Annotated in this window: 29 protein-coding genes and 1 tRNA gene; 23 read left to right on the forward strand and 7 right to left on the reverse strand. The window is 66.6% G+C overall.

Translation table 11 applies throughout. From position 1 onward, the window contains the following. Position 1 precedes the first annotated feature (1 nt). The 8 genes from AEB_RS07710 (at position 2) to AEB_RS07745 (ending at position 4,062) form a co-directional block, all read left to right on the forward strand. On the forward strand, positions 2–247 hold the full coding sequence (locus AEB_RS07710) for a YnbE family lipoprotein (RefSeq protein ID WP_331851757.1): 246 nt from the start codon (positions 2–4) through the stop codon (positions 245–247). A gap of 14 nt (positions 248–261) precedes the next feature. Next, complete coding sequence (locus AEB_RS07715) at positions 262–654, forward strand: YdbL family protein (protein ID WP_119082662.1); 393 nt, start codon at positions 262–264, stop codon at positions 652–654. Between the two features lie 132 nt (positions 655–786). Next, a complete protein-coding gene (locus AEB_RS07720; protein WP_119082663.1) occupies positions 787–1,104 on the forward strand; it encodes an AtpZ/AtpI family protein in 318 nt (105 codons plus the stop codon). Between the two features lie 57 nt (positions 1,105–1,161). Further along, positions 1,162–1,956: a F0F1 ATP synthase subunit A gene (locus AEB_RS07725; RefSeq protein ID WP_119082664.1), complete on the forward strand. Its 795-nt coding sequence runs from the start codon at positions 1,162–1,164 to the stop codon at positions 1,954–1,956. Between the two features lie 40 nt (positions 1,957–1,996). Next, positions 1,997–2,224, forward strand: coding sequence for a F0F1 ATP synthase subunit C (locus tag AEB_RS07730; RefSeq protein ID WP_046902342.1), 228 nt, complete (start codon positions 1,997–1,999; stop codon positions 2,222–2,224). An 89-nt stretch (positions 2,225–2,313) separates the two neighbouring features. Next, positions 2,314–2,808, forward strand: coding sequence for a F0F1 ATP synthase subunit B family protein (locus AEB_RS07735; protein ID WP_119082665.1), 495 nt, complete (start codon positions 2,314–2,316; stop codon positions 2,806–2,808). After that, positions 2,801–3,376 carry a F0F1 ATP synthase subunit B family protein gene (locus AEB_RS07740; RefSeq protein WP_119082666.1) on the forward strand — a complete coding sequence of 192 codons (576 nt, stop codon included), beginning with the start codon at positions 2,801–2,803 and terminating at the stop codon, positions 3,374–3,376. Before AEB_RS07735 ends, AEB_RS07740 begins: the two co-directional genes overlap by 8 nt. Positions 3,377–3,453: 77 nt before the next feature. Continuing rightward, positions 3,454–4,062, forward strand: coding sequence for a flavodoxin family protein (locus AEB_RS07745; protein WP_119082667.1), 609 nt, complete (start codon positions 3,454–3,456; stop codon positions 4,060–4,062). Here the strand turns inward: AEB_RS07745 and gloB are convergent. The 6 genes from gloB to aroA all read right to left on the reverse strand — a co-directional run bounded on the left by gloB (position 4,059) and on the right by aroA (position 10,120). Next, positions 4,059–4,817, reverse strand: a complete 759-nt coding sequence (gloB, locus tag AEB_RS07750) for a hydroxyacylglutathione hydrolase (RefSeq protein WP_119082668.1) — start codon at positions 4,815–4,817, stop codon at positions 4,059–4,061. The two genes, AEB_RS07745 and gloB, sit on opposite strands and share 4 nt — an antisense overlap. 4 nt (positions 4,818–4,821) lie before the next feature. Continuing rightward, a complete protein-coding gene (locus AEB_RS07755; protein ID WP_119082669.1) occupies positions 4,822–5,205 on the reverse strand; it encodes a VOC family protein in 384 nt (127 codons plus the stop codon). An 11-nt stretch (positions 5,206–5,216) separates the two neighbouring features. Further along, positions 5,217–5,561 carry a GFA family protein gene (locus AEB_RS07760; RefSeq protein WP_197714476.1) on the reverse strand — a complete coding sequence of 115 codons (345 nt, stop codon included), beginning with the start codon at positions 5,559–5,561 and terminating at the stop codon, positions 5,217–5,219. 171 nt (positions 5,562–5,732) lie between these two features. After that, positions 5,733–7,436, reverse strand: coding sequence for a 30S ribosomal protein S1 (gene rpsA, locus AEB_RS07765; protein WP_119082671.1), 1,704 nt, complete (start codon positions 7,434–7,436; stop codon positions 5,733–5,735). A 717-nt stretch (positions 7,437–8,153) separates the two neighbouring features. Then, on the reverse strand, positions 8,154–8,783 hold the full coding sequence (locus AEB_RS07770) for a (d)CMP kinase (protein WP_119082672.1): 630 nt from the start codon (positions 8,781–8,783) through the stop codon (positions 8,154–8,156). Further along, a complete protein-coding gene (aroA, locus tag AEB_RS07775; RefSeq protein WP_231958958.1) occupies positions 8,780–10,120 on the reverse strand; it encodes a 3-phosphoshikimate 1-carboxyvinyltransferase in 1,341 nt (446 codons plus the stop codon). Before aroA ends, AEB_RS07770 begins: the two co-directional genes overlap by 4 nt. A gap of 186 nt (positions 10,121–10,306) precedes the next feature. Here aroA and AEB_RS07780 point away from each other — a divergent pair, with 186 nt between their 5' ends. The 15 genes from AEB_RS07780 (at position 10,307) to AEB_RS07850 (ending at position 23,577) form a co-directional block, all read left to right on the forward strand. Beyond that, positions 10,307–10,627, forward strand: a complete 321-nt coding sequence (locus tag AEB_RS07780; protein ID WP_119082674.1) for an FYDLN acid domain-containing protein — start codon at positions 10,307–10,309, stop codon at positions 10,625–10,627. 100 nt (positions 10,628–10,727) lie between these two features. After that, positions 10,728–10,803: transfer RNA gene (locus tag AEB_RS07785), tRNA-Ala, on the forward strand. 152 nt (positions 10,804–10,955) lie between these two features. Then, positions 10,956–12,443 carry a signal recognition particle protein gene (ffh, locus tag AEB_RS07790; RefSeq protein WP_119082675.1) on the forward strand — a complete coding sequence of 496 codons (1,488 nt, stop codon included), beginning with the start codon at positions 10,956–10,958 and terminating at the stop codon, positions 12,441–12,443. Positions 12,444–12,478: 35 nt separating this feature from the next. Next, on the forward strand, positions 12,479–13,003 hold the full coding sequence (rpsP, locus tag AEB_RS07795) for a 30S ribosomal protein S16 (RefSeq protein WP_119082676.1): 525 nt from the start codon (positions 12,479–12,481) through the stop codon (positions 13,001–13,003). A 5-nt stretch (positions 13,004–13,008) separates the two neighbouring features. After that, complete coding sequence (gene rimM, locus AEB_RS07800) at positions 13,009–13,512, forward strand: ribosome maturation factor RimM (RefSeq protein WP_119082677.1); 504 nt, start codon at positions 13,009–13,011, stop codon at positions 13,510–13,512. A gap of 77 nt (positions 13,513–13,589) precedes the next feature. Then, entirely contained in the window at positions 13,590–13,955 is a 366-nt protein-coding gene (locus AEB_RS07805; RefSeq protein ID WP_119082678.1) for a hypothetical protein, read from the forward strand. A gap of 51 nt (positions 13,956–14,006) precedes the next feature. Beyond that, positions 14,007–14,738 (forward strand): tRNA (guanosine(37)-N1)-methyltransferase TrmD, encoded by a 732-nt coding sequence (gene trmD / locus AEB_RS07810; protein ID WP_119082679.1) that lies wholly within the window; start codon positions 14,007–14,009, stop codon positions 14,736–14,738. 11 nt (positions 14,739–14,749) lie between these two features. After that, positions 14,750–15,121 carry a 50S ribosomal protein L19 gene (gene rplS, locus AEB_RS07815; protein ID WP_119082680.1) on the forward strand — a complete coding sequence of 124 codons (372 nt, stop codon included), beginning with the start codon at positions 14,750–14,752 and terminating at the stop codon, positions 15,119–15,121. 94 nt (positions 15,122–15,215) lie between these two features. Further along, positions 15,216–17,474 carry a S9 family peptidase gene (locus AEB_RS07820; RefSeq protein WP_119082681.1) on the forward strand — a complete coding sequence of 753 codons (2,259 nt, stop codon included), beginning with the start codon at positions 15,216–15,218 and terminating at the stop codon, positions 17,472–17,474. Between the two features lie 13 nt (positions 17,475–17,487). Further along, positions 17,488–18,669, forward strand: coding sequence for an APC family permease (locus tag AEB_RS07825; protein WP_119082682.1), 1,182 nt, complete (start codon positions 17,488–17,490; stop codon positions 18,667–18,669). Positions 18,670–18,777: 108 nt separating this feature from the next. Further along, a complete protein-coding gene (locus AEB_RS07830; protein ID WP_119082683.1) occupies positions 18,778–19,803 on the forward strand; it encodes an aspartate-semialdehyde dehydrogenase in 1,026 nt (341 codons plus the stop codon). 4 nt (positions 19,804–19,807) lie between these two features. Next, positions 19,808–20,404 carry a hypothetical protein gene (locus tag AEB_RS07835; RefSeq protein ID WP_119082684.1) on the forward strand — a complete coding sequence of 199 codons (597 nt, stop codon included), beginning with the start codon at positions 19,808–19,810 and terminating at the stop codon, positions 20,402–20,404. A gap of 52 nt (positions 20,405–20,456) precedes the next feature. Next, entirely contained in the window at positions 20,457–20,888 is a 432-nt protein-coding gene (locus AEB_RS07840; protein ID WP_119082685.1) for a GFA family protein, read from the forward strand. Further along, complete coding sequence (locus tag AEB_RS07845) at positions 20,885–21,649, forward strand: alpha/beta fold hydrolase (RefSeq protein ID WP_119082686.1); 765 nt, start codon at positions 20,885–20,887, stop codon at positions 21,647–21,649. Before AEB_RS07840 ends, AEB_RS07845 begins: the two co-directional genes overlap by 4 nt. Positions 21,650–21,729: 80 nt before the next feature. Next, positions 21,730–23,577 (forward strand): M2 family metallopeptidase, encoded by a 1,848-nt coding sequence (locus AEB_RS07850; RefSeq protein WP_119082687.1) that lies wholly within the window; start codon positions 21,730–21,732, stop codon positions 23,575–23,577. Between the two features lie 30 nt (positions 23,578–23,607). Here AEB_RS07850 and AEB_RS07855 read toward each other — a convergent pair whose 3' ends face one another. Next, positions 23,608–25,041 (reverse strand): AMP nucleosidase, encoded by a 1,434-nt coding sequence (locus tag AEB_RS07855; protein ID WP_119082688.1) that lies wholly within the window; start codon positions 25,039–25,041, stop codon positions 23,608–23,610. Positions 25,042–25,060: the final 19 nt, after the last annotated feature.

Below are 25,060 nucleotides of genomic sequence, written 5' to 3' on the forward strand. Positions count from 1 at the left end.
CATGAGAGCAGCCAAATTGACCAATCCCGCGCCGCCTGCGCATAAGACCCGGATGACGGGAACCAACAGGCTGACGGCGATGGGGGTGCTGGTGCTGGGATCGGCGCTGGCTGGGGGGTGCATCACTGTGAACGCGCCCGATCAGCCGATCGTGATCGAGCTCAACATCAACATCAAAAGCGAAGTTGTATATCGCCTGGCGAATGATGCCGGGAACACGATCGAAGAGAACGCCGACATCTTCTGATGGGGACGAAACGAATGAAACGCAGCCTTGCCCGCACCGCGATTGCCGCCGCCACGGCGGCGCTCGCCCTTGGCGCGATCGCCAGCCCGGCCTTCGCCCAGCGCGATCCGGCCTATGAAGCCGCCCGCGCCAGCGGCGATGTGGGCGAGAAGGTGGATGGCTATCTTGCCGTGGTCGGCTCCGGCACGCCGGCGCTGCGCAAGATGGTGGACGACATCAATATCAAGCGCCGCGCCGTCTATGCGGAGAAGGCGCAGGCCGCCAACGCCACGCTGCAGGAATATGCCTTCACCGCCGGCTGCCTGGCGATCGCGCGCACCTCTCCGGGTGAAAAGTACCAAGCGCCCGATGGCAGCTGGAAGACCCGCACCTCCGCCGCGCCGGAACGCGATCCCCGCTGCCCCTGATCCGGGGCGGGGTGCCGCGGCGCGCAACTGCCCCGCTGCCGGTTGACTCGCATATGCCCCCCGTCTAGGGCGGCGGCGCCCTCGGCGGGCAACTCTTTGCGCGTGCCGGAAACTCCCTCTAAGGAGCCCGGTATGAACGAAGAAACGCCCGAACGGGACTCCATTGGCGAAGATGCGCGGATCGACGCGCTCGAGGAGCGGCTGAAGTCCGCACGCGAGCGGGAAGAAAAGCGCAGAGGGCCGCGGGTGAAGGGTGCCGATGCCGGTTCGCGGCTGGGCAACCGGGTACTCGCGGATTTGCTGGGGGGGCTTCTCGGAGGCACCGTGATCGGCCTGGTGATTGATCGCCTGGCGGGGACGGAGCCCTGGGGTCTGTTGGTTTCGCTGTCCCTCGGGATAGTGGCTGCCTTCAGTAACATTATTCGGATTACGAGCCGGCGCCCGGACTGACCCGATATTGGGGCAGGTGGGGCGCCGCGTTGCAATTCTTTGGGGACTCGAACGACCGTGGCAGCCGAAGCAGGCAGAGTCGATCCGATGCACCAGTTCGCCATCGAGCCGCTGTTCGGCTCGGCAAACTGGCAATTGGCCGGGTATAATATCGCCTTCACCAACAGTGCGCTGTGGATGATGATTGCGGCGCTTGCGCTGTGGATCTTCGTCGCGGGCGGCATGAAGCGCGCGCTCGTGCCCGGGCGCTGGCAGATGGCGGTGGAAACCTTCACCGGCTTCATCGATGATATGCTGGCCACCAACGTGGGCAAGGAAGGGAAGAAATACGTTCCCTATATCTTCTCGCTGTTCATGTTCATCCTCTTCGCCAATTTGCTGGGCCTGATCCCGCTGCCGCTGGCGATGGTGGGCGTCCACGCCTTCACCACCACCAGCCACTTCACGCTCACCGGCGTGCTGGCGATCCTGTCCTTCTCCATCGTGCTGGTGGTCGGCTTCTGGAAGCATGGGCTCCACTTCTTCTCGCTGTTCGTGCCGCATGGCACGCCGCTGCCGATGGTGCCGCTGATCTTCCTGGTGGAGCTGTTCTCCTTCCTGGTGCGCCCCTTCAGCCTCGGCCTGCGACTGTTCGTGGCCATGATGGCCGGACACGTGCTGCTGGAAATCCTCGCCAGCTTCATCATCGACAGCTCGAATGCCGGGCTGGGCTGGGGTGTCCTGATCGGCACGCCGAGCTTCTTCCTGATGCTTGCCATCTGCGCGCTGGAAGTGCTGGTGGCCGGTATCCAGGCCTATGTCTTCGCGCTGTTGACGTCGCTGTACATCAACGACGCCGAAAACCTTCACTGAGTTCGTTCCAACACATAAGTTTTCACAAAGGAGTTTTGTCATGGACATGGAAGCAGCCAAGCTGATCGGCGCCGGTCTCGCGGCGATCGGTGCGGGCCTCGCCTCGATCGGCGTGGGCAACGTCTTCGGTTCGTTCCTCGAGAGCGCCCTGCGCAACCCGGGTGCCGCCGACGGCCAGCAGGGCCGTCTGTTCATCGGCTTCGCCGCTGCCGAGCTTCTGGGCCTGCTGGCCTTCCTCGTCGCGGTGATCCTGATCTTCGTCGCCTGACGAACACTGTCGGGAATGCCGGCCCGCGCCTTGCGCGCGGCCGGCTGCCCGATCCCCTGCAATGACGCGCAAATAGCCGGACCCCATCGATGCCTCAGATAGCCCAATTGGCCTCCACCTATTCCAGCCAGATCTTCTGGCTGCTGGTGATTTTCGGCCTGGTATTCTTCGTCATCGGCCGGGGCATGGTGCCCAAGGTGATGGACACCGTGGCCCTGCGCGATCAGCAGATTTCCAGCGATCTCGCCGCCGCCCAGGCGGCGCGGGACGCGGCGAACGAGCAGGAAGAGGCGTGGCGCAAGCGCGAGAATCAGAATCGCGCCGAAGCCCATGCTTTGATCAATGCCGCCAAGGCGGAAGCCGCCGCGGCGACCGAGAAGAAGCTCTCCGCCGCGCAGAAGCGCATCGACAAGAAGATCGCCGATGCCGAAGCGCGGATCGCGGAAGCGGCCAGCCAGGCGGCGGCGGAAATCGAGACGGTCGCCAGCGAGGCGGCACGTGACATCGTACAGCGTCTCGCCGGAGTGGACGTGAGCGACGCGGCCGCCAAGGCGGCGGTGAAGGAAGCAATGATTCATGGCTGAGCATCCGCCCGAAGTCTTCACCACCAGCGATCCGGAGCTCCCCACCGAAATGACGGGGCACGACGCCGGCCACACCGAACATGCCGAACCCATTGCCCTTGGCCTCACGCCGGGCGGCTGGGTTGGCCTCGCCATGCTGGTCTTCCTCGGCATCCTGATCTGGAAGGGTGTGCTGAAGACGATCGGCGGCGGGCTCGATACCAAGATCGCCGCCATTCGCGAGCAGCTGGAAGAAGCCAAGACACTGCGGCGCGAGGCTGAGGCGCTGCGCGCCGAATATGCGGCCAAGATCGCCAACGCGGAAAAGGACGCGGCGGCCATGCTCGACCATGCCAAGTCCGAGGCCGAGCAGATCGTCGCCAAGGCGCAGGAAGATGCCGAAGCGGTGGTCACCCGGCGCAAGAAGATGGCCGAGGACAAGATCGCCGCGGCCGAACGCGGCGCGGTGGAAGAACTGCGCGCCCGCGCGGCGACTGCCGCGACGCAGGCGGCCCGGGGCCTGATCGCCGGCAAGCATGATGCCGCGGCCGATACGCGGCTGGTGAACGAGACGATCTCCGCTCTCTGACTCTCCGGCCGGGCGCTGCCTGGCCGGATATTATCGCGCCGCCAATGCTTTCCCTTGTAACAGACAAGGAGAGAGACATGAGCGTTTCGGCGATTGCGATCAATTGCACCCTCAAGACCAGCGGCGGCGAAGCCAGCTCCACCGATGCGATGATCGGGGTGCTGCGCAAGGCCTTTGCCAAGCACCACGTCGCGATCGCGGAGACCCTGCGCATCGCCGATTATAACGTGCTCCCCGGCGTGACTTCGGACGAGGGCGAGGGGGACGACTGGCCTGCGCTGCGCGAAAAGATCCTGGCGCATGACATCCTCATCTTCGGCGGCCCCATCTGGCTGGGGCAGATCGGCTCGATCGCCAAGCGGGTGCTGGAGCGGATGGATGCCTTCATTTCCGAAACCGACGAGCAGGGGCGGATGCCGAGCTTCGGCAAGGTAGCCGTCGCTGCGATCGTAGGAAATGAGGACGGCGCGCATATGTCGAGCGCGCAGCTGTTCCAGGGTCTGAACGATTGCGGCTGGACCATTCCCGCAGTGGCGGCCTGCTACTGGGTGGGCGAAGCCATGCAATCGACCGATTTCAAGGAACTGGACGAGACACCCGATCCGGTGGCGAAGACGGCGAAGATGGTCGCCTCTTCCGCCAGCCATCTGGCGGGCCTGCTCAAGGCCAGCCCCTACCCCGGTTAGAAGGCGTCCTTTGCGGCACGCAGCGCGGCAAATGTCTCCACCGCGCCGCCGCCTCCCCAGCGCGCCTGCAGCACGGGATCGTCGGCCCGGAGGAAGGGATTGGTCGCGAGCTCGCGCGCGAGGCCCATCGGCACGGTGGGCTCGCCCGCCGCGCGCCGCCGCTCCACCTCCGCCGCATAGTCCCCAAGCGCTGCGTTCTCCGGATCGGCATGGAGCGCGAAGCGGGCGTTGGCGGCGGTGTATTCATGCGCGCAATAGAGCGTTGTTTCGGGCGGCAGCGCCTTGAGCCGCGAAAGGCTGGCCCAGAACTGCGGCGGCGTGCCTTCGAACATCCTGCCGCAACCCAGGGCGAACAGCGAATCGCCCACGAAGGCCATGCCCGCCGCCGGCAGATGATAGGCGATATGGCCCATGGTGTGGCCGCCCACGTCGATCACCTGCGCGGTCCATTCACCCAGCGAGACGGTGTCCCCGTCCGCCACCGTCCGGTCCACGGCGGCGATCTTCGCCGCATCGCCCGCGGGGGCAGTGATCGTGCAGCCGGTGGCCGCCTTGATCGCCTCGTTCCCGCCCGCATGGTCCGGGTGCCAATGGGTGTTCCAGATCTGCGTGATCCGCCAGCCCTTGCCCTCGGCCTCGCGCAGATAGGCCTCGGCATCGGGCGTATCGATGCACGCGGTCTCCCCGCTCGCGGGATCGTGCAGCAGGAAGCCGTAATTGTCGGACAGGCAGGGGAACTGGTGGACTTCGAGCATTGCGCTACCTCAGATTCAGCTGCCAGCTCACGCCGAAGCGATCGGTGAGCCAGGTGAACAAGCCGCTGAACCCGTAATTGTCCACCGGCATCAGCACTGCACCGCCTTCGCCCAGCTCCGCCGCAAGCTGGCGCAGCTGAGCCGCGTCGTCGCATTCGACGAAGGTGGAGACGGCGGGGGTGAAGGTGAAATCATGCACCGGCGGGCTGTCATAGAGCATGATCTCCAGCCCGCCCACGCGGATGCGGGCCATGGCGATCTGGCCCGCCTGCTCGCCGCCCTCGTGCTCCTGCAGGAACAACTCCTCGAAATCGGGAAAGGCGCTGCGGTAGAGCGCGAGGGCGGCCTTCGCATCGCCCTGGAACATGAGGAACGGTGTCGCCTGCATCGCCGCACTCCTCAGCTGTCGCGCCCGCGCGGGTGGCGGGGCATGGCTTCGGGCAGCATGACCCAGGAATGGCGGCTCTGCTCATAGACGGAGCGGGCCGGCATGGGGAAAGCGGGATCGGCCAGCGCGCCCACGGCGATGCCGATCATCTCGGGATATTTGCCCGGGCGCGAGAAGACGGTGCTGCCGCAGGCGGGGCAGAAACCATGGACGTAATAGGCGCCGCTGTCGGTTTCCCGGCGGTATTCGGTGGCGGGGCCGGTGATGACGACAGAGCCGGCGGGGAAATAGGCCATCACGCCGAAGGGCGAGCCGCTGCGGCGCTGGCAATCGAGGCAGTGGCACAGCACTGTCATGGCCTGCGCTCCGTCGGCGATTTCGGCGGTCAGTACGCCGCATTGGCATCGGGCCTGCATGAGCCCGGTCTAGGCGCTGGGCGCCCGATAGGAAAGGCCCGCCTGCTCGGCTGAGCAGACGGGCCTTTCGCTGTCTTTACGGCAGCCCCCGAAGGGCCGCGCCGAAGGGGCTTACTCGCCCTTCTTCAGCGCTTCGCCGAGGATGTCGCCCAGCGACGCGCCCGAGTCGGACGAGCCGTACTGTTCGACAGCCTGCTTCTCCTCGGAGATCTGGCGTGCCTTGATCGAGAAGTTCGGCTTCTTCGAACGGTCGAAGCCGGTGACCATGGCATCGACCTTCTGGCCGGTCTGGAAGCGGTCGGGGCGCTGTTCGTCCCGGTCGCGGCCCAGATCGCTGCGCTTGATGAAGCCCGTGGCGCCATCTTCGCCCGCCTGCACTTCCAGGCCGCCATCGCGGACTTCGAGCACGGTGACGGTGACGATATCGCCCCGCTTGAGGCCGCCGCCGCCGGCACCGGCCGCGGAAGGCGCACCCTTTTCAAGCTGCTTCATGCCCAGGCTGATGCGTTCCTTGTCCACATCGACATCGAGCACGACGGCATTGACCATCTCGCCCTTGCGGTGGAGCGCCAGCGCGTCCTCGCCCGAAATGCCCCACGCGATGTCGGACATGTGGACCATGCCGTCCACGTCGCCCGGCAGCCCGATGAACAGGCCGAATTCGGTGGCGTTCTTGACTTCGCCTTCGACCACGGAGCCGACCGGATGCTTGTCCGCGAACTCTTCCCACGGATTGCGCTGGGCCTGCTTGAGGCCGAGCGAAATGCGGCGCTTCTCGGAATCCACTTCCAGCACCATCACTTCCACTTCCTGCGAGGTGGAGACGATCTTGCCCGGATGGACGTTCTTCTTGGTCCAGCTCATTTCGGAAACGTGGACCAGGCCTTCGATGCCCGGCTCCAGCTCCACGAAGGCGCCGTATTCGGTGATGTTGGTGACGGTGCCCGTCACCTTGATGCCCACCGGATACTTGGCGCCGACGCCTTCCCACGGATCGCTTTCGAGCTGCTTCATGCCCAGCGAGATGCGCTGCGTATCGGCATTGATGCGGATGATCTGCACGGTGACGGTGTCACCGATGTTGATCACCTCGCTCGGGTGGTTGACGCGCTTGTAGCTCATGTCGGTGACATGCAGCAGGCCGTCGATGCCGCCGAGATCCACGAAGGCGCCGTAGTCGGTGATGTTCTTCACCACGCCGTCGATCACCTGGCCTTCGGACAGCTTGTCGATCAGCTCGCTGCGCTGTTCGGCGCGGGTTTCTTCCAGCACGGCGCGGCGCGACACCACGATGTTGCCGCGGCGGCGGTCCATCTTCAGGATCTGGAAGGGCTGCGGCATGTCCATCAGCGGGGCGACATCGCGCACCGGGCGGATGTCCACCTGGCTGCCGGGCAGGAAGGCCACGGCGCCGTCGAGATCGACGGTGAAGCCGCCCTTCACGCGGCCGAAGATGCGGCCTTCCACGCGCTTGCCTTCGCCGAATTCGCTTTCCAGCTTGTCCCACGCGGCTTCGCGGCGGGCGCGATCGCGGCTGAGCATGGCTTCGCCATCGGCATTTTCGACGCGGTCGACATAGACTTCGACCTCGGAGCCGATCTTCAGCCCGTGATCGTCTTCACCGCGGGCGAATTCCTTCAGCGCGATGCGGCCTTCGCTCTTGAGGCCGACATCGACGATGGCCATGCCATTTTCGATATTGGTGACGGTGCCCTTGACCACGCGGCCCTCGAAGCCGCCGTCCTCGGCGCCGCCGAGCTGTTCATCAAGGAGTTTCGCGAATTCATCGCGCGTCGGATTGGCTGCAGATGCCATATAGGTCGTATTCCTAATTCACGTTTTTCCGGCCAGGCGGTTGTATCCGCCGGTCTTTGTGGCCGAACTGCCCGCATGGCCGAATGCCGCTGCGAGCGCCCATCGGGGCCGTGCCTTGCCAATGGGAACAGGCGCGGCGAACGCGCGGCCTTGCTCCAATTGTCCGGAAACGGTCCTTAGACGGGCGCGCACATACGCGCAGAGCCGCCGAAAAGCAAGCCTGCTGCGCCCTGCCGCACGGCGGCTGCGAGGGGCGGGCTGGAACACGCTGGAACAGGGTTCTTGCGAAGAGGGTGCAACGGGCGGGGGCTTGCGGCGGCGGCGGCGCGCATCCTTCGACAAACTCAGGATGAGCGGATTTGGGTGCCCGGTCAGCGGGCGAGGGAGGCAGTTGTGGCGGGTGCCTGGAACACGTTGGAACAGGGTTCTTTGGCGGAAACGGCACCGAGGGTGCGGGGTGGCCGGTGGGCGGTGCGCGCATCCTTCGACAAGCTCAGGACGAGCGGATTTGGGTGCCCGGTTAGCGGGCGAGGGAGACGGTTGGGGCAGGCGCCTGGAACACGTTGGAACACACTGGAACAGGGTTCGATGGAAAAACCGGCTCCGCATATTTGTGCGGTAAAGCAAGGCCTTGGCGGGCGCGAAAGGGAGCGGACGGCGGATGTACATGCCCGACCGGTTGCACCGTCTGCCGCCCTGTAGGACAGGGCGAGCGGTTCAGCGGCTGGCCAGCCCGTGCTGTTCCACCAGCGCGATGGCGGCGGCGACTGCCGCGTCGCGGTCCAGCTCCGAAGTGTCGAGCACCACGGCATCCTCTGCCACCAGCAACGGGGCTTCGGCACGGTTGCGGTCGCGCTCGTCGCGCCGGCGCAGATCTTCCTCGATCTCCGGCAGCGTATGGCTTTCGCCGCGCAGGGCCATTTCCTTCCAACGGCGCAGCGCGCGGGCTTCCACGCTGGCGGTGACGAACAGCTTCACCTCCGCTTCGGGCGCGATCACCGTGCCGATGTCCCGCCCGTCCAGCACCGCGCCGCCCGGCTGGGTGGCGAAGGCGCGCTGGCGTTCGAACAGCGCCTGCCGCACCGCGCGGTGGACGGAGACGCGGCTGGCGAGGCCGCCGGTTTCCTCATTGCGCAGTTCGGGATTTTCCAGCAGCGAATCGGGGAAGTCCGTGGCGGCCAGCGCGTCGCTCTCATCCTCGGGATCGCCGCCATTGGCGAAGATCTGATAGCCCACGGCGCGATAAAGCAGCCCGGTGTCGAGATGCGGGAGCCCGAAATGCGCCGCCAGCGCCTTGGCGATCGTCCCCTTGCCCGAAGCGGTCGGGCCATCCACGGCAATGATCATGCCGGGGCGGCCCCGTCCAGCAGCGCTTCGAAATCGGGGAAGCTGGTGCGGATGGGGGCGGTGTCGTCGATCTCCACGCCCGCTTCGCTGGCAAGGCCGGCCACTGCCATGCTCATGGCGATGCGGTGATCGAGATGGGTTGCCACCCGGGCCGGGCCGCCGGGCAGGCGCACGCCGCCGGTGCCGTCGATCACCAGCCCGTCGGGCCGTTCCTCCACCTGCGCGCCGGTGCTGCGCAGCGCCTCGGCCATCACCGCCAGGCGATCGGATTCCTTGACGCGCAATTCCTCCAGTCCGCTGGTGGTGGTGCGGCCATGGGCCAGCGCGGCGGCAACGAACAGCACGGGAAATTCGTCGATCATGCTGGCGGCCACTGCCGGATCGACTGCGATGCCGTGCAGGGCGGAATGGCGCACGCGCAGATCGGCCACCGGCTCCCCACCCACGTCGCGGGCGTTCTCTTCCGTAATGTCTCCGCCCATCTGCCGCAGCACGGCCAGCAGGCCGGCGCGGGTGGGATTGAGACCGACATTCTCGATCACCAGCTCGCTGCCCGGCACGATCAGCGCCGCGACCATGAAGAAGGCGGCGGAGGAAGGATCGCCGGGCACTTCGATTACCTGACCCTGCAGGCGGGCGGGACCGTGGAGGGCGATGATCCGCTCGCCATCGCGTTCCTCCACCTCCAGATCGGCGCCGAAGCCCTTCAGCATCCGCTCCGTATGGTCGCGCGTGGGCACGGGCTCGATCACCCGCGTGGTGCCGTGCGCGTTGAGGCCGGCCAGCAGCACCGCGCTCTTCACCTGCGCGCTGGCCACGGGCAGGCGATAGGTGATCGGATGCGCGGCGCGCGCGCCATGCAGGGTAAGCGGCAGCGTGCCGCCGGGGCTGGCGGCGAAGGCTGCGCCCATTTCGCCCAGCGGTTCCGTCACCCGGCCCATCGGCCGGCGCGACAGGCTGGCGTCGCCGGTGAGGGTGACGGTGAGCGGATGGCTGGCAAGGATGCCCATCAGCAGGCGGGTGGAGGTGCCGCTGTTGCCCATTTCCAGCGGCTCGGCCGGCTGCTGCAGATTGCCGATGCCGGTGCCCTGCACGCGCCATTCGCCGGGGCCCTCGCGGTTGATCGTGGCGCCCATGGCGCGCAGGGCGGCGGCGGTGGCCAGCACGTCCTCCCCTTCCAGCAGCCCGGTGATGCGCGTTTCGCCTTCTGCCAGCGCGCCGAACATCAGCGCACGGTGGCTGATCGACTTGTCGCCCGGCACGCGGATACGACCGGTGAGCGGCCCCGTGGGGGTGAAGCGGCGCGGCGTGGGGAGGGCGGCGGAATGCGCGTTCAAGGGCCTGTCTTCCTGCGCTGGTTTCGGATGAGGGCGGGCTTTTGACAGCGCGGGGGGGCTGTGGCAAGGCGCCCGGGCTCTTGATTGCGCCTCTTGATTCCGGCCCTTGATTGTGATCGGGGGCGTCTCCATCAAGTCTTGCGAATTTACTGGCTCGCCCGTGGGCGGGCATACGAGGATATTTACATGGTCAAGCCTGAGTGGGGCACGAAGCGCAACTGCCCCAAATGCGGTGAGCGCTTTTACGACCTCGGCAAGGACGATCCCGTTGTCTGCATCGAATGCGGCAACGAATGGCAGCCCGAGCCGGTGCTGAAGTCCAAGCAGCCCATTCCCTTCGAGGAAGTGGAGAAGGACAAGAAGCCCGAGGAGCAGGATTCGGATCTCGGGGACGAGGATCTGGACATCGACGAGGATGAGGATTCGCCTGACAACGACGTCGATCTCGGCGGCGATGACGATCTGGGCGTGTCCGGTTCCTCCGACGAGAACGAAGAGGACAATTAAGCTCTTGCGCTGGGGCGGGTCTGCTCATAAAGGGCGGCCCTCCCGAGCCTTGGTGCTTCGGGTGCCGCACCTCCCAGGGTGCGGGAAATTCGGTGAACATGGGGCCGTAGCTCAGCTGGGAGAGCGCTACAATGGCATTGTAGAGGTCAGGGGTTCGATCCCCCTCGGCTCCACCACCGTACGAAAACTGGGACTGTTCCCACGCTGGCTGACGAGTTCTCGTCCGCCGGCGTTTTTGGCGTTTTAGGGGTTGCGGGCCTGCCGATGCACGGCGGCGCGGAAATCCCGGCAGAGGCGGGCGTCGTAAGTCCGGAGTGAAGCGAGGACCATGTTCGATACGCTATCCGATCGCCTGACCGGGGTTTTCGACCGCCTGCGCGGCCGCGGCTCGCTGAACGAGCAGGACGTGCGCGAGGCCATGCGCGAAGTGCGCATCGCCCTGCTGGAAGCCGATGTGGCGTTGCCCGTGGCGCGCGATTTCATCGCCCGCGTCACCGAACGCGCGGTGGGCCAGCAGGTGCTGCGCTCCGTCACGCCGGGGCAGCAGGTGGTCAAGATCGTCAATGACGAGCTGGTCGCCATGCTCGGCGGGGACGAGGACGGGGCGGGCGAGGCGGAGCCGCTGAAGCTCGACGCGCGGCCGCCAGTGGTCATCATGATGGTCGGCCTGCAAGGCTCGGGCAAGACGACCAGCACGGCCAAGATCGCCCGCCTGCTGAAGGAGCGGCAGGGCAAGAAGCCGATGATGGCTTCGCTCGACGTCAATCGCCCGGCCGCGCAGGAACAGCTCAAGGTGCTGGGCGAGCAGGCGAATGTCGCCACCCTGCCGATCGTGGCGGGGCAGCAGCCGGTGGACATTGCCCGCCGCGCGCTGGAATCGGCGCGGCTGCAGGCGGTGGACGTGCTGCTGCTCGACACCGCCGGCCGCCTGCATGTGGACGATGCGCTGATGGCCGAGATGAAGGCCGTCGCCTCCGTCTCCGCGCCCACCGAAGTGCTGCTGGTGGTCGATTCGCTCACCGGCCAGGACGCGGTGAATGTGGCGCAGAGCTTCTCCGACGAAGTGCCGCTGACCGGCATCGTGCTGACCCGGATGGACGGCGATGCACGCGGCGGTGCGGCGCTTTCCATGCGCGCCGTTACCGGCAAGCCGATCAAGTTCGCCGGCACGGGCGAGAAGCTGGACGCGATCGAGCCGTTCCACCCGCGCCGGGTGGCGGACCGCATCCTGGGCATGGGCGATGTCGTCAGCCTGGTCGAAAAGGCCGCCTCGGTCATCGACAAGGAGGAATCCGACAAGCTGGCCGAGCGGATGCTCAAGGGTCAGTTCGACATGAACGACCTGCGCATGCAGCTCAGCCAGATGCAGAAGATGGGCGGGCTGGGCATGCTCGCGGGCATGTTGCCGGGCATGAAGAAGGCCAAGCAGGCGATGGCCGCCAGCGGCATGGACGACAAGGTGCTGGTGCATATGGACGCCATCATCGGCTCCATGACCCCCAAGGAACGCGCGCGCCCCGAACTGCTCAACGCCAAGCGCAAGAAGCGCGTCGCCGCCGGTTCCGGCACTTCGGTGCAGGATGTGAACAAGCTGCTGAAGATGCACCAGGAAATGGGCCGCGCGATGAAGCAGATCAAGAAGATGGGCGGGCTCAAGGGCCTGGGCGCCATGTTCGGCAAGGGTGGCGCCGGTGGGCCCGGCGGACTGGGCGGCCTCGGCGGGGCTGGCGGAGCAGGCGGCGGCATGCCGGGCCTGCCCGGCGGCGGTGCCGGCGCCCTGCCGCCCGAGCTGCAGAATCTTTTGAAAAAGAAGTGATTTACAACGATTTCGTATTGGAAAGGTAATTCGTAATGGCAATTGCACTCCGTCTCTCGCGCGGTGGCGCGAAGAAGCGCCCCTATTACCGCATCGTGGTGGCCGACAGCCGCGCCCCGCGCGACGGCAAGTATCTGGAGCAGATCGGCACCTATAACCCGCTGCTGGCGAAGGACGATCCGGCCCGCGTGAAGCTGAACGAAGACCGCGCCCGCTACTGGCTGGGCGTCGGCGCGCAGCCGACCGACCGCGTGCTGCGTTTCCTCGACGCCGCCGGCATCAAGGAACGCGCTGCCCGCAACAACCCGAACAAGGCCGAGCCGGGCGACAAGGCCAAGGAGCGCGCCGAGGAGCGTGCGGCGAAGCAGGCCGAGGCCGAGGAAGCCGCCAAGGCTGCCGCGGAAGAGGCGAATGCCCCCGCCGAGGAAGTGACCGAGGAAGCGCCCGCCGAAGAAGCTCCGGCGCAGGAAGCGCCCGCTGAAGAAACCCCGGCCGAGGAAGCTCCGGCTGCTGAGGAAGCTCCCGCTGAGGAAGCCTCCGAGGACAAGGCCGAGGGCTGACCCCGGTGCAGGACAAGCCCGTCACCCTTGCCGCCATCACCGGTGCGCATGGCGTGACGGGCGAAGTTCGCCTCAAGCTCTTCGGTGAAGGGCTTGCGGCGCTGAAGCGCCATGGCAGCTTCAACGGCGGCGCGCTGACGCTGAAGGCGCTGCGCGACGATCACAAGGGTGGGGCCATCGCCCGCTTCGCCGAAAGCCCCGACCGCAATGCGGCGGAGGCGCTGCGCGGAACCGCGCTCACCGTCCCCCGTTCCGCCCTGCCGCCGCTGGCGGAGGGCGAATATTACCACGCCGATCTGATCGGCCTCGCCGCCGTGTCCGATACGGGCCAATCGCTCGGCCGGGTGGTGGCGGTGGAGAATTTCGGCGCAGGCGACATCGTGGAGATCGAGCGGCCGGCGGGCGAGGACGGCAGGCCGGGCAAGCGCTTCATGGTCCCGATGGTCGAGGCCGCCGTGCCCGAATGGAATGACGAGCGGCTGATCGTCGCCACGCCCTTCATCGATTGAGAGAGCGCCGGTGTATTGCGCTGGCGATACACCGGCGCTATCCTCAGCGCCTTGTTGACGATCATCGGGCGCACTCCATGGATTTGACCCTCATTTTCGGCGGCACCCTGGCCACCGCTGCGCTGCTGTCTGCCGGGCTCGCGCTGGGCCTCTCGCTGTTGGCGCCGCGCTGGCGGGCCGGACGGCGGGCGATCCTCGCGGCGGCCGTCGCGGCGCTGCTGCCTATGTCGCTGGCCTTCGGCGGCTTCCTGCTCGATGCCGATATCGACGATCCGCAGGATTACGCGCTCGGCCTGCTCGCGCTGATCGTGTTCACCGTGATCCTCTTCGCAATCTTCTGCCTACCCCCCGCCTGGCTGGTGGCGAAACGGCTCGGCCGTGACGACTCCGCCCCGCAGGTGGAGGATCACGCGGCGGGGGACGGTTTGCCCATCGCGGGCTGAGCCTGCCGGCGGCGATTGCGCGCGCGGGCGCCGGGGCGTAACGGCCCGGCCATGAGTTTCGCCGCCACCATCCTGACGCTTTATCCCGAGATGTTTCCCGGGCCGCTCGGCCTCTCCCTCGCCGGGCGGGCGCTGGCGGAGGGCACGTGGTCGCTGGACACGGTGCAGATCCGCGATTTCGCCACGGATCGGCACCGCACGGTGGACGATACGCCCGCGGGCGGCGGCGCGGGCATGGTGCTGAAGCCCGATGTGCTGGCCAGCGCCATCGACCATGCGTTGGCCCGCCAGCCCGCCTGCCCGGTGCTGGCAATGACCCCGCGCGGTCGCCCGATCACGCAGCAGCGCATCCGCGCCTTGGCGGCCGGGCCGGGCGTCACGATCCTGTGCGGCCGATTCGAGGGATTTGACGAGCGGATCTTCGAAGGGCGGCCGGTGGAGCAGGTGAGCCTGGCCGACATGGTGCTTTCGGGCGGCGAACCCGCCGCCTTGGCCATTCTCGATGCTTGCATTCGCCTGCTTCCCGGCGTAATGGGCGCGCCTTCAAGCGGGTGCGAGGAGTCCTTCGAAGAAGGCTTGCTCGAATATCCGCAATATACCCGACCTCAGGAATGGGAAGGGCGCACGATCCCTGAAGTGCTGCGATCGGGGGATCATGCGAAGATAGCCGCGTGGCGGAAACACCGCGCGGAAGAAGACACACGGTTACGCAGGCCGGACCTTTGGGAGCGCCACAGGGGCGCTCGGGACCAGTCTGCCTCTGGCGCGCGGCGCGATGAATAGGGAAGTCGGACATGGGTCTGATCCAGGAACTCGAAGCCGAACAGATCGGCAAGCTCAAAGACGGGAAGGACATTCCCGAATTCCGCGCCGGTGATACCGTGCGCGTCGGCGTGCGCGTCGTTGAAGGCGAACGCACCCGTGTGCAGAATTTCGAAGGCGTGGTGATCGCGCGGTCCAACCGCAGCATCAACAGCAATTTCACCGTCCGCAAGATCAGCTTCGGCGAAGGTGTGGAGCGTGTGTTCCCGCTCTATTCGCCGAATGTGGAAAGCATCACCGTGGTGCGCCGTGGCGTGGTGCGCCGGGCGAAGCTCTATTACCTGCGCGGCCGCACCGGCAAGCGCGCCCGCATCGCCGAGCGCCGCGAGAATGTGACCAAGTAAGGCCCCGGGCCTTCAAACCACGCGATTTCATGCGTAACGAAAGGGCGCTCCGGGCAACCGGGGCGCCCTTTTCTGTCTGGAGCCCGCCCCGCCGATGCGCCTTGCCCGCCATTTCGCCGCCGCCAGCATGCTTGCCCTGCTGGCCGTTCCGTCTATCGCCGCGGCGCAGGAGGATCAGCCCATGGATGAAGCAGCGCAGCATGGCCTGACGCTGGAACGCGTGTTCGGCAGCCCCGGCCTGGACGGACCGAGCCCGCGCAGCGAGCGGCTTTCGCCCGATGGGCGCTATCTCACGCTGCTGCGCAACCGGCCGGATGACCGCGATCGCTACGACCTGTGGGGATATGACCGGCAGAGCGGCGAATGGCGCATGCTGGTGGACAGCGAGAAGCTGGGCTCTGGCCGCGAACTGTCCGAGGCGGAGAAGATGCAGCGCGAGCGGCAGCGCATCGGCAGCCTCAAGGGCATCGTCACCTATGATTGGGCGGAAGATGGCCAGTCCATCCTCGTGCCGCTCGACGGCGATCTCTATCTTGCCGGGCTGGACGGCCGGGTGCTGCGCCTGACCGACACGGAAGAGAGCGAACTCAATCCGAAGCTCAGCGAGACCGGCGCCTATATCGCCTTCGTGCGGGACGGACGGCTGTGGACCGGGGCGCTGGACCAGCTGGCGCCGGACCCGCAGCCGGTCACCCCGGCGGAAGGCGATCTCGTCAGCTGGGGCGTGGCGGAATTCGTGGCGCAGGAGGAGCTTGATCGCTCCACCGGCTTCTGGTGGTCGCCCGACGATCGTCGCATCGCCGTGGCGCGGGTGGATGAAAGTCCGGTGGGCATTGTCACCCGTGCGGCAATCGGCGCCAGCGGCACGCGCACCTATGAACAGCGCTATCCCGCCGCGGGCACTCCCAATGCCGATGTCAGCCTGTTCGTGATCGACCCCGATGGCGGCAACCGCGTGCAGGTGGATCTGGGGACTGACAAGGACATCTATCTGGCCCGCGTGGACTGGGCGCCCGATGGCAGCGCGCTTTACGTCCAGCGGCTGGACCGGGCGCAGACGCGGCTGGACATGCTGAAGGTCGATCCCGCCACGGGGGCCAGCAGCGTGCTGTTCAGCGAGGAAGCCGCGCCCGGCCACTGGATCAATCTGAGCGACAATTATCGCTTCCTGAAGGACGGCAGCCTGATCTGGTGGTCCGAACGCAGCGGCTATGGCCATCTCTATCGCCTGGCGGACGGCGCATGGACCCAGCTCACCAGCGGGGACTGGGTGGTGACCAAGCTGGTCGGCGTCGATCAGGATGCCGGACGGGTCTATTTCACCGGCACGCAGGATGATGTGCTGGCGCAGCAGGTCTATTCACTCGATCTGGCGGAGCCGGACCGGCTGGCGCGGCTGAGCGATCCGGGTTTCGCCAATTCGGCCAGCATGGACAAGACCGGCCGGCTGCTGCTCGTCAGCCGTTCCTCCGCCGCGCAGCCGCCGCAGAGTTATCTCGCGGATGAGGATGGCAACCGGCTGACCTGGATCGTGGAGAACGCCATCGACGCCGATCACCCCTATACGCCCTACATGGCGGGTCATCGTCTGCCGACCTATGGCACGATCCCCGGCGCCGACGGGGAGCCGCTCCACTGGCGGATGATCACGCCGGAGCTGCAGCCGGGCAAGCGCTATCCGGTGTTCTTCCAGCATTACGGCGGGCCGCATTCGCAGACCGTGACCAAGGGCTGGGGCGGCGCGCTGGAGCAATATATCGTCGATCGCGGCTATATCTTTTTCGAACTGGACAATCGCGGCAGCCCCAATCGCGGCGTCGCGTTCGAAAAGCCGATCAACCGCGCCATGGGCAGCGTGGAGGTGGAGGACCAGAAGCGCGGGGCCGAGTATCTGAAGACGCTGGAATTCGTCGATCCCGACAAGATCGCCACCTATGGCTGGTCCTACGGCGGTTATATGACGCTGAAGATGCTGGAGGCCGATCCCGGCCTCTATGCCGCGGGCATCGCCGGTGCGCCGGTGACGCGGTGGGAGCTGTATGACACCGCCTATACCGAACGCTACATGGGTACGCCGCAGGCCGATGCCGCGGCCTATGCCGCTAGTGACGCGATCGAGGATGCGGTGAACATCGCCGATCCGTTGCTGCTGATCCACGGCATGGCGGATGACAATGTGGTGTTCGAAAACTCCACCGAACTCGCCGCGCGGCTGCAGGGGGAGGCGGTGCCGTTCGAGATGATGTTCTACCCGGGCTTCACCCACCGCGTGGGCGGCCCGAAGGTGAGCGTGCATCTGTGGACCACGATCTTCGACTTCCTCGATCGCCACGGCGTAGCGCCCCAGCAGTGAAGGCTGCGCGGACATGAGCCGGGGCGGGGGCGGGCAGCTTTCGCTCGGCCAGTCCTGGGCGATCGGCGTCGGCGGCATGATCGGCGGCGGCATCTTCTCCACCCTTGGCGTGGTCATCGCGGTAGCGGGGCAGTGGGCCTGGGCCAGCTTCCTGATCGGCGGCCTCATCGCGATGGCCACCGGCCACTGCATGTCGTCGCTCACCGTGGCGGGCGACAAGGCCGGTGGGATCTACCGCTTCCTGCGCGATGCCGGTTTCGCCCGCGTGGCCAAGCTGTCCGCCTGGGTGCTGATCCTGGGCTATACGCTGACCTGCGCCGTCTATGCCGCCACCTTCGGCTCCTATCTCGCCAATGCGCTGGGCGGGCCGCACTGGCTGCCCGGCGCGATGGCGGCCGCGGCAATCATCCTGCTCGCGCTGGTGAACCTGCGCGGCGCGGGGGAAGCGGCGGGGCTGGAACTGGCGATCGTGGTGGGCAAGCTGGTGATCCTGGTCGGCCTGGCCGCCATGGGCCTTGCCCGCTTCGATGCTGCCAGCCTGGCCGTGGCGGATCCGCCCGGCTGGTTCGGCGCGGTGGTGGGCGCGGCCAGCGTGTTCATGGCCTATGAGGGGTTCGAACTGCTCGCCTATGATTATGACGAGATGGCGGACCGCAAGCGCCAGATCAGGCGGGTGATGCCGCTGACGATCGGCACGGCGATCGCGGTCTATATCGCCGTGGCGCTGGCCGTGCCGATGCTGACCGGCACCGCCGCGATCGTGGCGGATGGCGAAGTGGCACTGGCCAAGGCGGGGCAGGCCGCGCTGGGCGAGCCGGGGCTGCTGGTGGTGACACTGGCGGCGGCGCTGTCCACCGGCTCTGCCATCAACGCCACGCTGTTCTCCACCGCGCGGCTGGCGCGCGAAGTGGCCGTGGAGGATGAATTGCCGCAGGCCTTCGCGCGGCAGAACCGTGCCGGCGCCCCCTATTTCGGCGTGATGGTGATCGCCGCTGCCGCACTGGCGCTGGCGGTGATCGGCGGCCTTGCCGCGCTGGTCACGGGGGCGAGCGTGGTGTTCCTGCTGGTGTTCGGGACGGTGAACCTGCTTTCCTGGCGGAAAAGCCGCGCGCATCCGGCGATTGCCGCCTTCGGCACCATCGGCGCCTTCGCCGCTACGCTGCTGTTGCTCGCCCATCTCGCCGGCTTTGCCTGAGCTACTCCAGCCTATTCGGGTGCTGAGGGTTGAAAGCACGGGGCGCGGGGGCTAACTCCCCCGCCGCCCGGCAGGCTTTGGTCGGGGACGCGAAAGGTAAGGCAGGACATGGGTTATCGGGTTGCGGTTGTAGGCGCGACGGGCAATGTCGGACGCGAGATGCTCGCGATCCTGGCGGAGCGCGAATTCCCGATGGATGAGGTTGCGGCGGTTGCTTCCTCGCGCTCGGTCGGCACCGAAGTGGAGCTGGGCGACACGGGCAAGATGCTGAAATGCCGCAATATCGAGCATTTCGATTTCACCGGCTGGGACATCGCCCTGTTCGCCGCCGGCTCCGGCCCGGCCAAGGAATATGCCCCCAAGGCGGCTGCGGCCGGCTGCGTGGTGATTGACAATTCCTCGCTCTACCGCATGGATCCCGATGTCCCGCTGATCGTGCCGGAAGTGAATCCCGATGCGATCGACGGCTACAAGAAGCGCAATATCATCGCCAATCCCAACTGCTCCACGGCGCAGCTGGTGGTGGCGCTGAAGCCGCTGCACGATGCCGCCACGATCAAGCGCGTGGTGGTGAGCACCTATCAGTCGGTTTCCGGGGCCGGCAAGGCAGGCATGGACGAACTGTTCGAGCAGAGCCGCGCCATCTTCGTGGGCGACCAGGTGGAGCCGAAGAAATTCACCAAGCAGATCGCCTTCAATGTGATCCCGCACATCGACGTCTTCATGGATGACGGTTCCACCAAGGAAGAGTGGAAGATGGTGGTGGAAACGAAGAAGATCCTCGACCCGAAGATCAAGCTCAACGCCACCTGCGTGCGCGTGCCCGTGTTCGTGGGCCATTCCGAAGCGGTGAACATCGAGTTCGAGAACGAGATTTCCGCGCAGCAGGCGATGGACATCCTGCGCGAGGCGCCCGGCTGCATGCTCGTGGATAAGCGCGAAGACGGCGGCTACGTGACGCCGGTGGAAAGCGCCGGCGACGGGGCGACCTACATCAGCCGCGTGCGCGAGGATCCGACGGTCGACAACGGCCTCACCATCTGGTGCGTCTCCGACAATCTGCGCAAGGGCGCGGCGCTCAACGCCGTGCAGATCGCTGAATTGCTCGGCCGGCGGCATCTGAAGAAGGGCTGAGCCCATGGCGCGGACCTTCGCACTGGCCGGCATGCTGCTGCTGCTGGCCGGCTGCGGAGGGGCGGGGGAGGACCAGCCCCCCGCGCCGTCACCCGGCGGAACATCCGCGCCTCCGCCCACCGCAGCACCTTCTCCCACGCAGGCGAAGCCCACGCCGCGCGCAGTGGTCTATGCGCAGGGCGTGTCCTTCGGCACCAAGCGCCGGCCCTTCAGCACCGCGCGCAAAGTGGTGGAGGACGATGCCCGCGCCGTCTTCCCCGATGCGCCGTTCGAGATCGACCGGAACATGGAATGCGGTGCCGGCCCGATGGAGTTTTCCTCCTTCGGGCCACTGACGCTCAACTTTCAGGATGACCGGCTGGTGGGCTGGCTCATGAAGGAAGGGCCAGGCATGGTGACCAGCGACGGTATCCGTCCCGGTGTCACCCTTGCCGAATTGCGCGGCGAGCGCAGTGTGGAGCTGCTGCCGGACAGCTCGCTCGACGGCGAGTTCCGCTACACCGCGCCCGATGGCGGCACGATCGGCGGCTTCGCCAGCGGTGCGGGGCCGGATGCGGTGGTGACGGCGCTGTTCGCCGGCACAAACTGCTTCTTCCGCTAGTTGCCCCAAGGGTGCGCGCGCCATCAGCTATGGAGGTTTGAGCGTGGAGACGATGACCGGGGGCTGCCAATGCGGCCGGATCCGCTTCTCGGCGGCGGTGGAGCCGGACAAGGCCTATGCCTGCCACTGCAAGATGTGCCGCAAGGCGACCGGCGGGGCGTGGATTGCCTTCGCTGGCGTGCGCAAGGAGGATGTGACGTGGGAGCGTGAGCCGGACTGGTACGCCTCGTCACCCATCGCGCGCCGGCCCTTCTGCAGCCATTGCGGCACCCCGCTGGGCTTCGCCTTCCCGGACAGCGAGACGATGGACCTGACGGTGGGCGCCTTCGACGATCCCGCCGCCTTCCGCCCGGCGCACAATTACGCCACCGAGAGCATGCTCGACGCGTGGACCGATCTGACTGGCCTGCCCGGATATCGCAGCGAGGAGAACGAGGCCGTTATGCGGCGCTGGCACGACGCGGGAATGGAGGCGCCGGAATGAGCGACGGGGACGGAGTACGTAGCGAGAAGATCGCCAGCTTCGATGGCACGCAGCTGGCGGTGCACCGGCTGGGCGCGGGCCGCCCGGTGCTGCTGCTCCATGGCCTGTTCTCGAGCGCGCAGATGAACTGGATCCGCTTCGGCCACGCGCAGGCGCTGGCTGACGCGGGGTTCGAGGCGATCATGCCCGATCTGCGCGCCCATGGCGAAAGCGACGCGCCGCACGACCCCGCCGCCTATCCGGCCGATGTGCTGGTGCGCGACCTGTTTGCCGTGGTCGAGGCGCTGGCGCTGGAGCACTTCGACCTGGTGGGCTTCTCCCTCGGCTCTCGCACGTCGGCGCGGGCAGTGGTCAGCGGCCTCTCGCCGCGGCGGCTGGTGCTGTCGGGCATGGGGTTGGAAGGGCTGGCCGGCTGGGATTGCCGCGCCGCCTTCTTCATCGACGCCATCGATCGCTTCGCGGAAGTGGAGCGGGGCGACCGCGCCTATATGGCGGTGCAGTTCATGAAGACCATGAAGGTGGACCGCGTCGCCGCGCGCCTGCTGCTGCAGAGCGTGTGCGACATGGAAGAGGCGGACCTTGCCGCCATCCGATGTCCCACGCTGGTGCTCTGCGGCGAAGACGATCGCGACAACGGCTCGCCCGAAGCGCTGGCGGATATGCTTCCGGAAGCGCGGCTGCAGCAGGTGCCCGGCACGCATATGAGTTCCGTCACCGAACGCGCGCTTGGGGAGGAGATCGTCCGCTTCCTGGCGGCCTGATTTGCCCGGTTGATTTGCCCTGCCTTCGCGTTCAGACCGGTAGCAATTGAAACAATCCGGACTGCCGAGGACCAATCGCAATGAAACTGCTCGCCTCCGCCGCGCTGCTGGCGCTTGCTGCCAATCTTGCCACCCCCGCCTTCGCCGCGGAGGATGCCCCAGCGACAGAGGCGAAGGCCGAGTTTCCGATGACGCCGCAGGGCGCGGCCGATTTCGTGGCTGCGGCCGAGAAGGATTTGTTCGATTACTCGGTGGATGCGAGCCGCATCGCCTGGGTCAACGCCACCTATATCACCCCGGATACCGACGCGCTGGCCGCGCAAAGCGGCGCCGTGGGTACGGAAAAGGCGGTGCGCTATGCGCTGCAGGCCGCCCGCTACGCCCGCGTGAAGGGTCTCGATCCGGATGTGGCGCGCAAGCTCGATATCCTGCGCAACGGCATCGTGCTGCCGGCCCCGACCACGCCCGGTGCAGCGGCGGAGCTGAACACGATCGCCACCGATCTCCAGTCGCAATACGGCAAGGGCAAGGGCACGCTCGATGGCAAGGCGATCTCCGGCTCCGACATCGAGGCGGAGATGGGCAATCTCGATCATACGCCGGCCGAATACGCCGAAATGTGGAAGAGCTGGCACGACAATGTCGGCGCGCCGATGAAGGACGATTACGCACGGCTGGTGACCATCGCCAACGAAGGCGCGAAGGAACTGGGCTTTGCCGATGCGGGCGCCATGTGGCGGTCCAATTACGACATGGACCCGGATCAATTCGCCGCCACGACGGAGCGGCTGTGGGAGGAAATGAAGCCGCTGTACCTGGCGCTGCACACCTATGTCCGCACCCGGCTGAACGAGAAGTATGGCGATGCGGTGCAGCCCGCCTCCGGCCCGATCCGCGCGGACCTGCTGGGCAATATGTGGGCGCAGGAATGGGGCAATATCTATCCGCTGGTGGCGCCCCCGGGGGCCGGCGATCTGGGCTATGACATCGGCGATCTGCTGAAGGCGCAGGGCAAGCAGCCGCTGGACATGGTGAAGACGGGGGAGGGCTTCTATTCCTCACTCGGCTTCGAAAAGCTGCCCGAAACCTTCTGGGAACGCAGCCTTTTCGTGAAGCCGGCCGACCGCGAAGTGGTCTGCCACGCCAGTGCCTGGGATGTGGACAACAAGGACGATATCCGCATCAAGATGTGCATCAAGGTGAATGCCGATGACTTCGTGACGATCCACCACGAGCTCGGCCACAACTACTATCAGCGTGCCTACAAGGAACAGCCGTATCTCTATCTGAACGGCGCGAATGACGGATTCCACGAAGCCATCGGCGATTTCATCGCCCTGTCGATCACCCCGGAATATCTGGTGCAGATCGGCCTGCTGGACCGTTCGCAGGTGCCCAGCGCCGACAAGGACATCGGCCTGCTGCTGCGCCAGGCGATGGACAAGGTGGCCTTCCTGCCCTTCGGCCTGCTGGTAGACAAATGGCGCTGGGGGGTGTTCGACGGATCGATCAGCCCGGCGCAGTACAACACCGCCTGGGTGGATCTGAAGCGCGAGTATCAGGGCATCGTGCCGCCGGTGGAGCGGCCGGCAGACGCCTTCGACCCGGGCGCCAAATATCACATTCCCGGCAACACGCCCTACATGCGCTATTTCCTCGCGCGCATCCTCCAATTCCAGTTCTACAAGGCCGCGTGCGAGCAGGCGGGCTGGAAGGGACCGCTGCACCGCTGCAGCTTCTACGGCAACAAGCAGGTGGGCGAGAAGCTGAACGCGATGCTGGAAATGGGCGCCAGCAAGCCCTGGCCGGAGGCGCTGGAGGTGTTCACCGGCAGCCGCGAGCTAAGCGCCAAGCCGATGCTCGACTATTTCGCGCCGCTGAAGAAGTGGCTGGACGAACAGAACAAGGGCAAGCCCAGCGGCTGGTAAGCGCCACCGCCCGCCGGGGCTGGCGCCCCGTCAGCGGAATGGCGGTTCGTTGAAGGCCCGCAGCTTGCGGCTATGCAGGCGCGGGCCTTCGGCGCGCAGGATCTCGCAGGAGCGGATGCCGATCTGCAGATGCGCGGCGATCGCTTCCTCGTAGAAGACATTGGCCTGCCCCGGCAGCTTGATTTCGCCGTGCAGCGGCTTGTCCGAGACGCAGAGCAGCGTGCCGTAGGGCACGCGGAAGCGATAGCCCTGCGCCGCCAGCGTGGCGCTTTCCATCTCGATCGCCACGGCGCGGCTTTGCGACAGGCGCCGGGCGGTGTGGGTATAGCGCAGCTCCCAGTTGCGATCGTCCGTCGTCACCACCGTGCCGGTACGCATGCGCTGCTTGAGATCGAGCCCCTGCACGCCGCTGACCTCCTCCGCCGCGGAGGCCATGGCCACCTGCACTTCGGCGATGGCGGGAATGGGGATTTCGGGCGGCAGGACGGAATCGAGCACGTGATCGTCGCGCAGATAGGCGTGTGCGAGGACGAAATCGCCGATCTTCTGCGTGGGGCGCAGGCCGCCGCAATGGCCGATCATCAGCCACGCTTCCGGCCGCAGCACGGCAAGGTGATCGGTGATCGTCTTGGCGTTCGAGGGGCCGACGCCGATATTCACCAGCGAGATGCCGAGGCGGGAGCCGGCATGGAGGTGATAGGCTGGCATCTGGTGCCGCCGCCAGCTCGTTTCCGAAAGCTGGGCGCGTGCCCCTTCGGTCCGCTCCCCGACATGCAGCCCGCCGGTGCCGGTGAGCGCAGTATAGGTGCCATTGCCCACCTGCGTGCCGGCCCAGTCCACGAATTCATCGATATAGCGGTGATAGTTGGTAAACAGCACGAAGCGTTGGAAGTCTTCCGGCGGGGTGCCGGTGTAATGGGCGAGCCGCGCCAGGCTGAAATCGGTGCGCAACCCGTCGAACAGAGACAGCGGCATCGGCATGGCGGGATCCAGCTCGACATTGTCGGCCAGCTCGTCCCCGATCAGCGCCAGTTCGGTGGTGGGGAAATAGCGCGCCAACTCGGTCGGGCGGACGCTCGCCATCGCTGCGCCCTGCTGCCCGTCGAGCACATAGGGGAAGGGGATTTCCTGCCGCGAAGGGACGATCTCGATCTCGATCTCGTAATCGCTCTTCAGCAGTTCCAGCTGCTCGGCCAGATAGCCGGCGAACAGCCGGGGGCGCGTGACCGTGGTGGCATAGGTGCCGGGGAGCTGCAGCCGGCCGAAGGCGCGCGTGCGATCCTGCCGGTCGCCGATCCCGCCGAAATGGATGCGCAGCTCGGGGTAGCAATAGCTGCCGTCGTGCCGCCGCTCGGGGGCGGGCGGGGTGCCGGAACGGGCATATTCGGCGATGTCGTCGCGCAGCGCCGCCACGGCCGCATCATACACGGCGGTAAGGGTGGAAATGATCTGTGCTGAGTCCATAATGGTGTCTAGCCAGCGC

The sequence above is a fragment of the Altererythrobacter sp. B11 genome (assembly GCF_003569745.1).
Classification (GTDB): domain Bacteria; phylum Pseudomonadota; class Alphaproteobacteria; order Sphingomonadales; family Sphingomonadaceae; genus Croceibacterium_C.